The organism is Sphingomonas alpina, from assembly GCF_014490665.1.
GTDB classification, from domain to species: domain Bacteria; phylum Pseudomonadota; class Alphaproteobacteria; order Sphingomonadales; family Sphingomonadaceae; genus Sphingomonas; species Sphingomonas alpina.
In genome coordinates this window covers 4,589,277-4,602,374 of the sequence record NZ_CP061038.1, presented here as the reverse complement: position 1 = coordinate 4,602,374, position 13,098 = coordinate 4,589,277, and the positions used below count along the sequence as shown (strand labels likewise).

The 13,098-nt window shown below is 65.2% G+C and carries 13 protein-coding genes; 12 read left to right on the top strand and 1 reads right to left on the bottom strand.

The window, feature by feature from the left end; genetic code table 11:
• Nucleotides 1-81 precede the first annotated feature (81 nt).
• The 7 genes from lptC to H3Z74_RS21465 all read left to right on the top strand — a co-directional run bounded on the left by lptC (nt 82) and on the right by H3Z74_RS21465 (nt 5,493).
• Entirely contained in the window at nt 82-720 is a 639-nt protein-coding gene (gene lptC / locus H3Z74_RS21495) for an LPS export ABC transporter periplasmic protein LptC (RefSeq protein WP_187761534.1), read from the top strand.
• A gap of 6 nt (nt 721-726) precedes the next feature.
• The gene (locus tag H3Z74_RS21490; RefSeq protein WP_187761533.1) at nt 727-1,275 is read left to right on the top strand and encodes an LptA/OstA family protein; all 549 of its coding nucleotides are present in this window, start codon (nt 727-729) and stop codon (nt 1,273-1,275) included.
• Nucleotides 1,276-1,425: 150 nt separating this feature from the next.
• A complete protein-coding gene (lptB, locus tag H3Z74_RS21485) occupies nt 1,426-2,202 on the top strand; it encodes an LPS export ABC transporter ATP-binding protein (protein ID WP_187761532.1) in 777 nt (258 codons plus the stop codon).
• A gap of 129 nt (nt 2,203-2,331) precedes the next feature.
• Nucleotides 2,332-3,849, top strand: a complete 1,518-nt coding sequence (gene rpoN / locus H3Z74_RS21480) for an RNA polymerase factor sigma-54 (protein ID WP_187761531.1) — start codon at nt 2,332-2,334, stop codon at nt 3,847-3,849.
• Entirely contained in the window at nt 3,846-4,514 is a 669-nt protein-coding gene (locus H3Z74_RS21475) for a hypothetical protein (protein ID WP_187761530.1), read from the top strand. Before rpoN ends, H3Z74_RS21475 begins: the two co-directional genes overlap by 4 nt.
• Before the next feature lie 31 nt (nt 4,515-4,545).
• The gene (locus tag H3Z74_RS21470) at nt 4,546-4,854 is read left to right on the top strand and encodes a putative quinol monooxygenase (RefSeq protein WP_187761529.1); all 309 of its coding nucleotides are present in this window, start codon (nt 4,546-4,548) and stop codon (nt 4,852-4,854) included.
• Nucleotides 4,855-5,145: 291 nt separating this feature from the next.
• Nucleotides 5,146-5,493: a hypothetical protein gene (locus H3Z74_RS21465; RefSeq protein WP_187761528.1), complete on the top strand. Its 348-nt coding sequence runs from the start codon at nt 5,146-5,148 to the stop codon at nt 5,491-5,493.
• Here the strand turns inward: H3Z74_RS21465 and H3Z74_RS21460 are convergent.
• Nucleotides 5,490-6,488: a ligase-associated DNA damage response exonuclease gene (locus H3Z74_RS21460; protein ID WP_187761527.1), complete on the bottom strand. Its 999-nt coding sequence runs from the start codon at nt 6,486-6,488 to the stop codon at nt 5,490-5,492. The two genes, H3Z74_RS21465 and H3Z74_RS21460, sit on opposite strands and share 4 nt — an antisense overlap.
• Nucleotides 6,489-6,544: 56 nt before the next feature.
• On the opposite strand from H3Z74_RS21460, the gene H3Z74_RS21455 reads away from it, so the two are divergent.
• From H3Z74_RS21455 to H3Z74_RS21435, 5 genes are all read left to right on the top strand, one after another.
• Entirely contained in the window at nt 6,545-7,216 is a 672-nt protein-coding gene (locus H3Z74_RS21455) for a hypothetical protein (RefSeq protein WP_187761526.1), read from the top strand.
• Between the two features lie 75 nt (nt 7,217-7,291).
• Complete coding sequence (locus tag H3Z74_RS21450) at nt 7,292-9,625, top strand: ligase-associated DNA damage response DEXH box helicase (RefSeq protein WP_229727107.1); 2,334 nt, start codon at nt 7,292-7,294, stop codon at nt 9,623-9,625.
• 131 nt (nt 9,626-9,756) lie between these two features.
• Nucleotides 9,757-10,623 carry a retroviral-like aspartic protease family protein gene (locus H3Z74_RS21445; RefSeq protein ID WP_187761525.1) on the top strand — a complete coding sequence of 289 codons (867 nt, stop codon included), beginning with the start codon at nt 9,757-9,759 and terminating at the stop codon, nt 10,621-10,623.
• Nucleotides 10,623-11,594, top strand: coding sequence for an aspartyl protease family protein (locus H3Z74_RS21440; protein ID WP_187761524.1), 972 nt, complete (start codon nt 10,623-10,625; stop codon nt 11,592-11,594). The genes H3Z74_RS21445 and H3Z74_RS21440 overlap by 1 nt, the downstream gene beginning before the upstream one ends.
• Before the next feature lie 39 nt (nt 11,595-11,633).
• Nucleotides 11,634-13,046 carry a M20/M25/M40 family metallo-hydrolase gene (locus H3Z74_RS21435; protein ID WP_187761523.1) on the top strand — a complete coding sequence of 471 codons (1,413 nt, stop codon included), beginning with the start codon at nt 11,634-11,636 and terminating at the stop codon, nt 13,044-13,046.
• The last annotated feature ends 52 nt before the right edge of the window (nt 13,047-13,098 follow it).

Here is a 13,098-nt window from a genome sequence, read left to right as displayed (position 1 = left end):
CTCCCGGCCACCCACAGCGTATCCTGAATGGGTGGCCGGGAGGGGCGGCGGGCCGGTACCGTCTTTCCGAAGGAAACAAACATGTCTGAGGTCGCGGTCCGCGTCCGGTCGGAGCGGCAGGTCTGGGCAGCGCCCGGCAGCAGCCATGACCGTGTCGTCGCGGCATCGAAAATCCTGCTGCCGGTCGGCATCGGCGTGCTGGCCGGCTTCCTGGTCATGGCACCATTGACCACGACCGGCGATGTCAGCTTCCTGCTAGACAAGAACAAGGTCGAGGTCGCCAAGGAGCGGCTGCGCATCCAGAAGGCACTGTACCGTGGCGAGGATGGCAAGGGGCAGCCCTTCGCACTGACCGCCGGCTCCGCCGTACAGCAAAGCTCACGCGAGCCGATCGTCCAGCTCAACGTCCTGACGGCGGCGATCAGCCTGCCGGATGGCCCTGCGACCCTGGTGGCCGACAAGGGCCATTACAACATGAATACCGAGCAGGTCGCAGTCGATGGACCGATTCAGTTCAATGCAGCGAACGGCTACAAGCTCAATACCAACGACGCCGTCGTAGATCTGAAGACGCGCAAGCTGCGCAGCGGCAGCGCGGTGACCGGCACGGTGCCGCAAGGCACGTTCAGCGCTGATGGCATGAAGGCCGATCTTGAGACGCATGTCGTGACGCTCGACGGCAACGCGCGCTTGCGGATCGTGCCCGGAAGGAACAGATAGGCGTTCATGATCAAGCCTGTTCGCCTGTTCGCCGTGATCGCCCCTGCGCTCGCACTTGCCGCTACGGCTGCGGGAGCACAGACGCGTCACAATTCGAACGCACCGATCGATTTCGGGGCGGACCATATCGAATTGCAGGACAAGGCCAACCGCGCGATCCTGTCGGGCAGCGTATCGGTCAAGCAGGCCGAAATGACGCTCAACTCGGCACGCATGACAGTCGCCTATACCGGGCAGGTGATCGACGGCAGCCCGCAGGTATCGCGGCTCGATGCGTCGGGCAACGTGGTGGTGACTCGCCCCGACCAGAGTGCACGCGGGCAATACGCAATCTATGACCTCAATCGCCGTGTCATCACCATGCTCGGCGCGGTCACGCTGGTGCAGGCCGGCAACACCGTCAATGGCGGGCGGCTGACGATCAATCTCGACACCGGCCGCGCGGTGATCGATGGATCGTCCGTGGGCGGGTCGCGCCCCGGCCCCGATGGCAGCACGACCACCACACCGGGCGGACGCGTGACCGGCCGTTTCTCGGTGCCGAAGCGGAATTAGAAGCCTCACCAGCGCGTGTTTTTACGGCGTTTCGCCGCGCTGCTCTTCCCTAAATCGCCGACCTGCTGCAAAGGGGCCATGCACAAAGCTTGCCAAGTTCCGATTTGGCAAGGTTTTGCTAACCCTATGATGCGAGCACGGACTCAACCGATGACCGATACCGCAACCCTCGAGACGATCTCGCCGATCCATGAAGCACCTGCGATGACCGGGCTTTCGGTGGTGTCGATCGCCAAGTCCTATGACAAGCGCGTGGTTCTGTCCGACGTCTCGGTCACGGTCGGCCGCGGCGAGGTGATCGGGCTGCTAGGGCCGAATGGTGCTGGCAAGACCACCTGCTTCTATTCGGTGATGGGGCTGGTGAAGCCCGATTCGGGTCGCATCATGCTTGACGGTGACGATATCACCGGACTGCCAATGTATCGCCGCGCGATCCTTGGCCTTGGCTATCTGCCGCAGGAAACTTCGATCTTTCGCGGCCTTTCGGTCGAAAAGAACATCCTGACCGTGCTTGAGCTGGCCGAACCGGACAAGGCGGCGCGCGCCGAGCGACTGGAGAAGCTGCTCGGCGATTTCGGCCTGACGCGGCTGCGCGATGCGCCGGCAATGGCCTTGTCGGGCGGCGAACGCCGCCGTGCGGAAATCGCGCGCGCACTGGCCGCCGATCCGTCGATCATGCTGCTCGACGAGCCCTTTGCCGGGATCGACCCGATCTCGATCGCCGATATCCGCGATCTGGTATGCCAGTTGAAGGAACGCGGCATCGGCGTTCTGATCACCGATCACAATGTCCGCGAGACGCTCGACATCGTCGATCGCGCCTACATCATCTATGACGGCCGCGTGCTGTTCACCGGCTCGCCCGCCGAACTGGTTGCCGATGCGAATGTGCGGCGGCTGTATCTGGGCGAGGGCTTCTCGCTCTAAAGCCATGACAGGTACCGGGAACACCGTTCGTGCTGAGCTTGTCGAAGCACCGTTCTCCGCCAATGAGCGCTGCATTCCGGGCACATGCCCTTCGACAGGCTCGGGGCGAACGGACGTAGCGCTCATCTCATGAGTCTCGCGCCTCGCCTCGATCTGCGCCAGTCGCAGTCACTGGTGATGACGCCGCAGTTGCAGCAGGCGATCCGCCTGCTTGCGCTATCGAATCTCGAGGTCGAGGGCTTCATCGCCGAGGAGATCGAGAAGAACCCGCTGCTCGAAAGCGGTGCGGCCGAGGACGATGGCCCGACGCAGGAGCGCGACGCCCCGCTGGAAGAGTTCACCACACCGCGCGACGAACCGGCCAGCGCCGACGAATTGCTGATGGGTGGCGATGCGACCGGCGAGGCCTCGCTGGATGTCGATTTCACCGCCGAAAGCTTCCACCATGACAGCGTCTCCGACCAGGCCGGCGGCGCGGGCATGGACGGCGCGCTCGGGCTGACCGGCGGGAGCGCCGGCGGCGGGAGCGAGGACGGTCCGGATTTCGACAGCTTCGCCGATACCGGCCTGAGCCTGGCCGATCATCTCCTTGCCCAGGCCGGACCGGTGGTCGACGGCCCCGACATGTTCATCGCCGCGCATCTGATCGATCAGATCGACGAGTGCGGTTACCTGACCGTTCCGTTGCTCGAGATCGCCAATCGGCTGGGCGTCGCGCTGGCGCGAGTCGAGGCGGTGCTGATGACGATCCAGACCTTCGATCCGACCGGGGTCGGCGCGCGCGACCTGGCCGAATGCCTCGCACTGCAGGCGAAGGAAGCGGACCGTTACGATCCGTGCATGGCGCGGCTGATCGACAATCTCGACCTGCTCGCGCGCGGCGATCTCGCGCGGCTGAAGCGCATGTGCGGCGTCGATGACGAAGACATGGCGGACATGATCCGCGAACTGCGCGGCTATGATCCGAAACCCGGCTGCCGTTTCGGAGGCGAACCGGCTCAGGCCGTGACCCCCGACATTTTCGTCGCGCGACGCAAGGACGGCTGGGGCATCGAGATCAACGCCGCGACCTTGCCGCGCCTGCTGGTCAATCGCAGTTACTATGTCGAGCTGTCGGGCGGGCATCAGGACAAGGCGTCCAAGGCCTGGCTCAGTGATATGCTCGCCAGCGCCAACTGGCTGGTCAAGGCGCTCGACCAGCGCCAGCGCACCATCGTCAAGGTCGCGACCGAGATCGTCAAGCAGCAGGAGGCGTTCTTCCTGCACGGCGTCGCGCATCTGAAACCGATGACCCTGCGCCAGGTCGCCGATGCGATCGAGATGCACGAATCGACCGTCAGCCGGGTGACGAGCAACAAATATATGAGCTGCGCGCGCGGGCTCTACGAACTCAAATATTTCTTCACCTCGGCGATCCAGTCGTCCGATGGCGGCGACGCGGTATCGGCTCAGGCGGTGAAGAGCGCGATCCGAGCGCTGATCGGAGCGGAGGGCAACAAGATCCTGTCCGATGACACGCTGGTCGAACTGCTCAACGCCAAGGGCTTCGATATCGCGCGGCGCACCGTCGCCAAATATCGCGAGGCGCTGGGCATCGGCAGTTCGGTGCAGCGGCGCCGGGCCAAGGCGCTGGAGGGTGCGGGGTGAACGTTTCGCGTTGGTGGTTTGCGCTGCCGTTGCTCGCAGTGGGTTCGGTCGTCGCCGCGCAGACCGACTATGCGGCGGATGCCGCCGCCATGTCGAAACTGTCACTAGCCACGGTCGGCGCGGGCGCGAAAACCTATCTCCTGCATGGCACGGATCGGCCGGGATGCCCGGCGAATACCACTCGATGCCGGCGCGCCGCCTATCTGGTAGCCGGTGACCCGGTCCTGATTGACGGTTCGGCCGGCGGGTTCGTGTCGATCAATTATGTCGCAACGAGCGGCACCATGACTCAGGGCTGGCTGCCCGCCGCTGCCATCACGCGCGTCGCGCCACCGCCGCCCAGCATCGCTGCCTGGCGTGGCAATTGGCAGCGCGACGAGGCATCGATCGATATCAAATCCGCCAAACGCCCCGGCCGCGTGAGCATCGACGGCACGGCGACATGGGGCACGCACGATCCCGAACGGGTCGAGCGGGGCGGCATCAATACGGGCGAGCTGAGCGGCGAAGCGGCGCCCGTCGGCGACCGCCTCTCGATCACGGACGGCCCGGAGGGCTGCACGGCCTGGTTCAGGCTGGTTGGTCCCTATCTTGTCGTGACCGACAATCTGCAATGCGGCGGTTTGAACGTATCGTTTTCCGGCATCTATCGGCGATCGCGCTGAGCCTGAACGATTCTAACAGGGGGAAGTCTGCATGATCATCGTCACCGGCAGCGTCACGGCTCGCACCGATAGTTTCGACGCACTGCGCCAGGCGAGCCTCGACCATGTCTACCGCTCGCGCACCGAGGATGGCTGTATCAGCCATTCGGTGCAGGCCGATTGTGAAAACCCGCTCAGGCTGTTCTTCTACGAACGCTGGCGCGACATGGCGGCGCTCAAGGCCCATTTCGTCCAGCCGGGATCGGCCGAATTCATCGGCGCCGTGCGCAAGCTGGCGGCATCGAGCGAGGCTGTCAGCCTGTACGAAGCGAGGGAAGCCCCGGCCGACGACCCGGCCTGAACGCTCAATCCCAGTCGAGGCCGGGATACCATTGGGATCGTGCCCCTCTGGCGTCGTGTCGAGCACATTCCAGAATGGCGTCAGGCCGGAGGCGTCATGCGGATCCTGGCAAGGGCTGGCGGCTTTGCCGCACATTTCCCGCCCTGGAAAAGACGGCGCGTGCCGTCACCGCGGTCCCGGATGGCCTTGTATGCATTAGTAATTTCGTAGGAGCCCCCGCGTATCGAAAGTCACATGGATGCAAATTTCTCTATTGATGCCGATCCGTCGCGCGATCTGATTCGGATCCGGATGAGCGGCTTTTTCACGATCGACAGTATCCAGGCTTTCCTGGAGGCCAGGCGCGACGCGCATGCCCGGTTACGCTGTGGCCCGAACGAACATCTGACCGTCAACGATCTGCGTGAGATGAAGATTCAATCGCAGGACATCGTCGGCAAATTCTATTCGGTACTGGCCGATCCGGTCTATCGATCGCGCCGGCTCGCCTTTGTCGTCGCCTCATCACTGGCCCGGATGCAGTTGGTTCGCGCGCTCGGGTCACGCTCGGCGGAATGCTTCACCGATCCGCTCGCGGCCGAGCAATGGCTGTTCGAAGACCTGATCGCACACCGCGCCGCCGTCGCCGCGGCTCGCTAATCGTCTTCATCCTCATAGCCGACCAGCGCCAGCGCGCGTGCCTTGATCTGGCGCGTCTGGCACCAATGAACCAGCGCATCCTCGCGGCCATGGGTGACCCACACCTCTTTCGGCGCGATCTCGGTCAGCGTGTCGGTCAGTTCGTCCCAATCGGCGTGATCGCTCAGGATCAGCGGCAGCTCGACATTGCGCTGCACCGCGCGCTGCCGGACGCGCATCCACCCGCTCGCCATCGCGGTGATCGGATCGGGCAAGCGGCGTGACCAGCGATCGTTGAGCGCCGATGGCGGCGCGATGACGATATGGCCCTTGATCTCCGCCTTGGGCACGCCGGTCGCCGGAATCAGTTCACCCAGATCGACGCCCAGCTCGACATAGAGATCGCACAGCCGCTGCATCGCGCCGTGGATGTAGATCGGCGCCGCATGGCCGCGGTCGCGCAGCTCGCGAATCACGCGCTGCGCCTTGCCCAGCGCATAGGCCCCGACCAGCACGCAGCGATCGGGATTGGCGTGGAGCGCGGCAAGCAGCTTGTCGATCTCATCGCCGGTTTCAGGATGCCGGAACACCGGCAGGCCGAAGGTCGCCTCGGTGATGAAGACATCGCATTTGACCGGCTCGAACGGCGCACAGGTCGGGTCGGCGCGGCGCTTGTAATCGCCCGATACGACGATTCGTTCGCCGCGATGTTCGAGCAGGATCTGCGCCGAGCCCAGCACATGCCCGGCCGGCACGAAGGTCACCTGCACATCGCCCATGGTCAGCGTCTCGCCATAAGCGACCGGATGCCCCGCCTGCGGTCCATAGCGCGTTTCCATGATTGCGAGCGTTTCGGGCGTCGCCCACACTGCATCATGTCCGCCGCGTGCGTGATCGGCATGGCCATGCGTGACCAGCGCTCTCGGACTAGGGCGCGACGGATCGACCCAGATGTCGGCGGGTTTCACATAGATGCCGTGCGGTTGCGGATCGATCCAGTCGCCGAGCTTTGCCATCATGCCTATATGAACGGCATGCCGCCCCGGTTCCACCGGATCACAAAGGAGATGACATGATCGATTCGGATTGGCGCCTCGAACGGCTTGAACGGCAAGTCCGGCATCAACGCATCGCGTTGCTGGCCGTGGGATTGACCGCCATGGGCTTCGCGCTCGCCGCCTTCACCGCCACCGCGCCGAAGACGATCGAAGCGCAGGCGATTCGTATCGTCGACGCGACCGGCAAGCCACGCATCCTGATCGGCGCCCCGCCTCCGGTCGAAGGGCGCAAGCGTACCGACGGCCAGACCGCGTCGATCGTCGTGCTCGGGCCCGATGGCGAGGATCGGGTGGTGCTGGGCGAAGAGCCGCTGCCCCGGCTCGACGGCAAGACCTATCCGCGGGTTGCGGCCGGCTATGGCCTTGTCCTGCATGACCGGAACGGCTCCGAACGCGGCGCCATGTCCTATCTCGACAATGGCCGCGGCGTGGTCGCGCTAGACCGGCCCGGCGGCGACGCGGTCGCGATGATCGTCAACGAACAGAGCGGCTTTGCCGGTGTCACCGTCAACTATGCCAATCCGGTCGGCCAATATGCCGAAGCCTGGCGGATCGGCACCAAGGGCGACGAAGCCTGGCTGTCGCTGCAGGACCGGCCCCAGGCCGAACGCGCCCGGCTGTCGACCAAGGGGACGGCCGCGCCGGCGCTCGTCACCCGCCCCGCAGGGTCGCCGCCCGCACCTTGACCGCCACCCTTCCCGCCCCCCCTTGCCGACTGGTTCACCGCGCGCGGCTGGTCGCCGCGCCGACATCAGTTGGAGATGCTTGAGGTCGGGCGCGCCGGACGACACGGGCTGCTCGTCGCGGCGACCGGCGCGGGCAAGACGCTCGCCGGGTTTCTGCCCACGCTGACCGAGTTGATCGAAGCGCCGACGACGGGGCTGCACACGCTCTACGTCTCACCGTTGAAAGCGCTGGCGGTCGATGTGCAACGCAACCTGATCACGCCGATCGAGGAAATGGGACTCGATATCCGGGTCGAGACGCGCACCGGCGACACACCCTCCGACCGCAAGGCGCGACAGCGCATCCGACCGCCGCAGATCCTGCTCACCACACCCGAATCGCTCAGCCTGTTGCTGAGCTATCCCGACAGTTTCCTGATGTTCGACGGGCTGAAGACGATCGTCGTCGACGAGGTGCACGCCTTCGCGACCGGCAAGCGCGGCGACCTGTTGTCCTTGTGCATGGCGCGGTTGCAGCGCCTCGCGCCCGCCCTGCGCCGCGTCGCCCTGTCCGCGACGGTCGCCGATGCCGATGGTTACCGTGCCTGGATCGCGCCCGATGGCGATATCGATCAGGTCGCCCTGGTCGAGGGCGAGCCCGGTGCCGACCCGAACATCACCATCCTTCTTCCCGAAGGCCGGGTGCCCTGGTCGGGGCATTCGGGCCGCTATGCCGCCGAGCAGGTGATGGCGGAGATCGAACTGCACAAGACGTCGATCATCTTCTGCAACACGCGCAGCCTGGCCGAGCTGATCTTCCAGGACCTGTGGAAGGTCAATGCGATGGGACTGCCGATCGGCATCCATCACGGCTCGCTCAGCCTGGAGGCGCGGCGCAAGGTCGAGGGCGCGATGGCGGCGGGCCGGTTGCGCGGGCTGGTCGCCACCGCCAGCCTCGATCTGGGAGTCGATTGGGGCGATGTCGATTGCGTGGTGCAGATGGGTGCGCCCAAAGGGTCGTCGCGCCTGCTGCAGCGCATCGGGCGATCGAACCACCGGCTCGACGAACCGTCCGAAGCGGTGCTCGTGCCGGGCAATCGCTTCGAATATCTCGAGGCGCGGGCGGCGCTCGATGCGGTCGAGGCCGGAGAGCTGGATCCGGATATCTTCCGTCCAGGCGGACTCGATGTGCTGGCGCAACATATCATGGCCTGCGCGTGCGCCGCGCCGTTCACGCAAGGCGCGATGCTTGACGAGATCCGCTCGGCGTTGCCCTATTCGGCGCTGACCGACGAGACGTTCGAGCGGGTGCTCGGCTTCATCCGCGACGGCGGTTATGCGCTGAAGGCTTATGACAAGTTCAAGCGGCTGACCCAGGATTCGGACGGCAGCTGGCGGGTCAGCCATCCCCGCTTCGTCGCGCAGCATCGCCTGAACGCGGGAATCATCGTCGAGGCGACGATGCTGACGGTGCGCTTCAAGAACGGCCGTAGTCTCGGCAAGGTCGAAGAGGGCTTTGCCGCCACTTTGTCGCCGGGCGACACCTTCTTCTTCGCCGGAATGAGCCTGGAGGTGATGGGTGTCGATACCGAGGATCTGCTGGTCCGCGCGACGGCCCGGCCAGCGCGCATCCCGACCTATGGCGGCGCGCGCATGCCGCTGTCGACCAACCTCGCCGAGCGTGTGCGCGGTTTCCTGTGGAACCGCAGCGAATGGGCGCGCTTCCCCAATGATGTTCGCGAATGGCTGGAGATCCAGGCACTGCGCTCGCGCCTGCCCGAGCCAGGGCAATTGCTGGTCGAGACCTTCCCGCGCGAGGGCCGGCATTACATGGTGATCTACAGCTTCGAGGGGTGGAATGCGCACCAGTCGCTTGGCATGCTGATTACCCGCCGGATGGAGACGCAGGGCCTGAAGCCGCTCGGCTTCGTGTCGAACGACTATGCGCTGGCCTGTTACGCGCTCGACCCGATCACCGACCCGGCGAGCCTGTTGTCGCCCGATATCCTCGAAGACGAATTCGTCGACTGGGTGCAGACATCGGCATTGCTCAAGCGCGCTTTTCGCGAAGTCGCGGTGATCGGCGGGCTGGTCGAGCGCCAGCATCCTGGCAAGCGCAAGACCGGCAAGCAGGTCACCTTCTCGACCGACCTGATCTACGACGTGCTGCGCAAATACGAACCGGGCCATTTGCTGCTTCAGGCGGCCTGGGCGGATGCGCGCGCGCGGATGACCGATGTCGGGCGACTGGCGAGCCTGCTCGACCGTGCGGTCGAGACGATGGTGCATGTCGACCTGCCGCGCCTGTCGCCGCTCGCGGTGCCGGTGCTGACGCTCATCGGGCGCGAGCGGGTCGCGACGGGCCTGGCCGACGACGCGCTGCTGGTCGAGGCGGAAGTGCTGGCGGCAGAGGCGATGCGGCTCGATTGATCGGGCAGAAGCGGCAGAGGGCTCGGGCTTGGCAAAGGTCCGGATCGGGCGTACTCTGCCTCATTCGCCTGATCCCTGCCTCGATCCTTGCGGCGCTCGCTTTGCCGCTGACCGGCCAGACCCCCGTGCCTGTGACCACCGGCGAGCTGGCCATGAGCATGATGGATCAGCGCATGACCGTCCCGGTCACGATCGGCGGCGCCGGGCCGTTCGCGTTCATCATCGACACCGGCGCGGAGCGCACGGTCATCGCCCGCGAACTTGCCACCACGCTCGGCCTGGTCAGCGGCCGCACCGTCAGAGTGACCGCAATGACCGGCACCAGCAGCGTCGGCACCGTGACGATCCCGTCGCTGAACGTCAGCACGATCACCAGCCCCCCGATCGAGGCGCCCGCGCTGGAGGCGGTCAACCTCGGCGCGCCGGGGATGCTCGGCATCGACACGTTGCGCGGTCATTCGCTGGCGATCGATTTCGAGACCGACCGGATGACGTTGACGCCGTCGACCAAGCGATCGCGACGTGACGGTGGACGAGGCGACGACATCGTGGTGCGCGCCAAAAGCTATCTCGGCCAGCTGATCGTCACCGACGCGCATTATCGCGGCGGGCGTATCCGCGTGATCCTCGATACCGGCTCTTCGGTCAGCATGGGCAATGCCGCGCTGCGCAAGCGCATCCGCAAGAAGGGGCTGCCGCAACAGATCAGCCTGCGCAGCGTGACCGGCGGCTTGTTGCTGGCCGATTACATGCAGGTTGAGCGGATCGAGGTCGGCGGCGTCGGGTTCGAAAATCTCCCCGTCGCCTTTGCCGAGGCGGCGCCCTTTCGCCGCTTCGGGCTGAACGACAAGCCTGCCTTGTTGCTCGGCATGGATGCAATGAAATTGTTTCGTCGTGTCGAGATCGATTTCGCCAATCGCGAAGTGCGCTTTTCCCGGCCGCGAGCGGAGGATCGGCGGGCCTTGGCAAAGGACCGTAACGGGCGTAGCCTGTCCTGATGCAGATATCGGTCGCCTTCGCGCTGATCGCTCTTGCCGGTGCAGCGCCGCCGGCCGGACAGGTCGGCCCGTCGCCGCCCGAAGCCCCCCCGCCCCCCGCCTCCACCGATCTCAGTATCGGGCTCGACATCGACAGCGGGCGTATGACCGTGCCGGTGTCGATCGGCACCAGCGGGCCGTATAAGTTCGTCATCGATACGGGAGCCGAACGCTCCGTGATCTCGCGCGAGCTGGCCACTGCGCTGGCGCTCACCGCCGGGAAGCCGGTACGGCTGATCGGGCTTGCCGGGACCGCGACGGTCGAGACGGTGCATGTTCCCGAACTTTCGATCAGTACGCTCGGGGCGAAGAATGTCGAAGCCCCGGCACTCGCGACCGGCAATATCGGCGCGCGCGGCATGCTGGGCATCGACGCGCTGCAGGGGCACCGCATCACGATCGATTTCGACCGGCGAGCGATGAAAGTCACGCCGTCCGGTCGGCGGATACGCGGCACAAGCAGTCCCGGCGACATATTGGTGAGTGCCAAGAATCTTTACGGCCAGTTGATCGTGACGGACGCGCGTTATCATGGCGAGCGCATCTCGGTGATCATCGACACCGGATCGCCGATCTCGATCGGCAATCGCGCGATGCTGAACCTGGCGCGACGCTCGACCAAGTCGCTTGGCCCGATTTCGGTCACCTCGGTCACCGGGCAGGTACTGGACGCCAGCTATGTGATGATCAACGACCTGCACATCGCCGGCCTGGAGTTCGACCGCGTTCCGATGGCGGTTGCCGACGTTCCGCCGTTCAAGCGCTTCGGGCTGGAAGATAGTCCCGCGCTGATCCTCGGCATGGACACGATGCGGCTGTTCCGGCGCGTCAATATCGACTTTGCCAATCGCCAGATTTTGTTTTCCCTGCCCGCCCCGAGAATGGCGACAAGGGGTTGCTCTGCCGGAACGTCCTGTTCAAGTTACAACTAGGTCCGCGCTTCGCGGGCCGTTGTTTTTCGGGGACAGGGTATGAGGGCATTGGCGCGTATCGGCGGTATCGGCTTGGCGGCGGCATTGGCGTTGCAGCCCGGCCTGGCAAGCGCGGAGGCGCTGACCCCCGACCAGCAGCGCTTTTTCGACCTCTACAAGGAGCTGGTGGAAACCAACACCGCCTTGTCGACCGGCAGCTGCACCCAGGCATCGGCACAGATTGCGACGCGGCTGAAGGCGGCGGGCTATACCGACGCCGACATCACCCAATTCTCGGTCCCCGACCATCCCAAGGATGGCGGCATCGTCGCGATCCTGCCCGGCAGCGACAAGAAGCTGAAACCGATGCTGCTGCTTGGCCATCTCGATGTGGTCGAGGCCAAGCGCGCGGACTGGGTTCGCGACCCGTTCACGCTCACCGAAGAGGATGGCTATTATTATGCCCGCGGTACGGTCGACGACAAGGGCATGTCGGCGATCTGGGCGGACAGCATGATCCGTTTCAAGACCAGCGGCTACAAGCCGAAGCGCACGATCAAGCTGGCGCTGACCTGTGGCGAGGAAACGACCTTTGCGTGGAACGGCGCGCAATGGCTGGCCAAGAACAAGCCCGACCTGATCGCAGCAGAATTCGTCCTCAACGAAGGCGGTGGCGGACGGTCCGGCCCCGACGGCAAGCCGCAGGTCCTGGCGATCCAGGTCGGCGAGAAAGCGGCGCAGAATTACACCTTCGAGGCGACCAACCCCGGCGGCCACAGCTCGCAGCCGGTGCCCGACAATGCGATCTACGAACTGGCGGACGCGATCGAAGCGGTGCGCGGCTATGAATTCCCGATCAAGTTCACCGACACCACCCGCGCCTTCTTCACCGCCACCGCGCAATCCACGCCGGGCCCGCTCGGCGATGCGATCAACCGCCTGCTCGCCAACCCGAACGATGCCGAAGCCGACAAACTGGTCAGCCGCGACAAGACGATGCATTCGACGCTGCGCACGACCTGCGTCGCGACCCTGCTCGCCGCGGGCCATGCCGAAAACGCCCTGCCGCAACGCGCGACGGCGAACATCAATTGCCGCGTCTTCCCCGGCGAAACGGTCGAGGCGACGCTCGCCAAGCTCAAGGAGCTGGCCGGGCCCAAGGTCAAGGTGACAATGAACCTGCCGGTCCGCCCGACCGCCGTGCCGCCGCCGCTCGATCCGAAGATCGTCGGCCCGGCCAAGGCGGTCGCCGCGAAGCATTTCCCCGGCGTGCCGATGCTGCCGCTGATGTCGACCGGCGCGACCGACGGCATCTTCTTCCAGGCGATCGGCATCCCGGTGTACGGCGTGCCGGGGATCTTCGTCGATCCCGACTTCAACGGCATTCACGGCCTGAACGAGCGAATCCGCGTCAAATCGCTCTATGACGGCCGGGCCTATCTCTACGACCTGGTCAAGGTGTACGCCGGATAAGCGATTGCTGGCTGTTCCTGGCTGTTCTTGCGGAATATTTTTTTGCTGGCTG

Bases quoted from the DNA above. Each gene is read 5' to 3' on its own strand.
- lptC (WP_187761534.1), top strand. From the start codon at position 82: ATGTCTGAGGTCGCGGTCCGCGTCCGGTCGGAGCGGCAGGTCTGGGCA.
- H3Z74_RS21490 (WP_187761533.1), top strand. From the start codon at position 727: ATGATCAAGCCTGTTCGCCTGTTCGCCGTGATCGCCCCTGCGCTCGCA.
- lptB (WP_187761532.1), top strand. From the start codon at position 1,426: ATGACCGATACCGCAACCCTCGAGACGATCTCGCCGATCCATGAAGCA.
- rpoN (WP_187761531.1), top strand. From the start codon at position 2,332: ATGAGTCTCGCGCCTCGCCTCGATCTGCGCCAGTCGCAGTCACTGGTG.
- H3Z74_RS21470 (WP_187761529.1), top strand. From the start codon at position 4,546: ATGATCATCGTCACCGGCAGCGTCACGGCTCGCACCGATAGTTTCGAC.
- H3Z74_RS21465 (WP_187761528.1), top strand. From the start codon at position 5,146: ATGAGCGGCTTTTTCACGATCGACAGTATCCAGGCTTTCCTGGAGGCC.
- H3Z74_RS21460 (WP_187761527.1), bottom strand. From the start codon at position 6,488: ATGGCAAAGCTCGGCGACTGGATCGATCCGCAACCGCACGGCATCTAT.
- H3Z74_RS21455 (WP_187761526.1), top strand. From the start codon at position 6,545: ATGATCGATTCGGATTGGCGCCTCGAACGGCTTGAACGGCAAGTCCGG.
- H3Z74_RS21450 (WP_229727107.1), top strand. From the start codon at position 7,292: ATGCTTGAGGTCGGGCGCGCCGGACGACACGGGCTGCTCGTCGCGGCG.
- H3Z74_RS21440 (WP_187761524.1), top strand. From the start codon at position 10,623: ATGCAGATATCGGTCGCCTTCGCGCTGATCGCTCTTGCCGGTGCAGCG.
- H3Z74_RS21435 (WP_187761523.1), top strand. From the start codon at position 11,634: ATGAGGGCATTGGCGCGTATCGGCGGTATCGGCTTGGCGGCGGCATTG.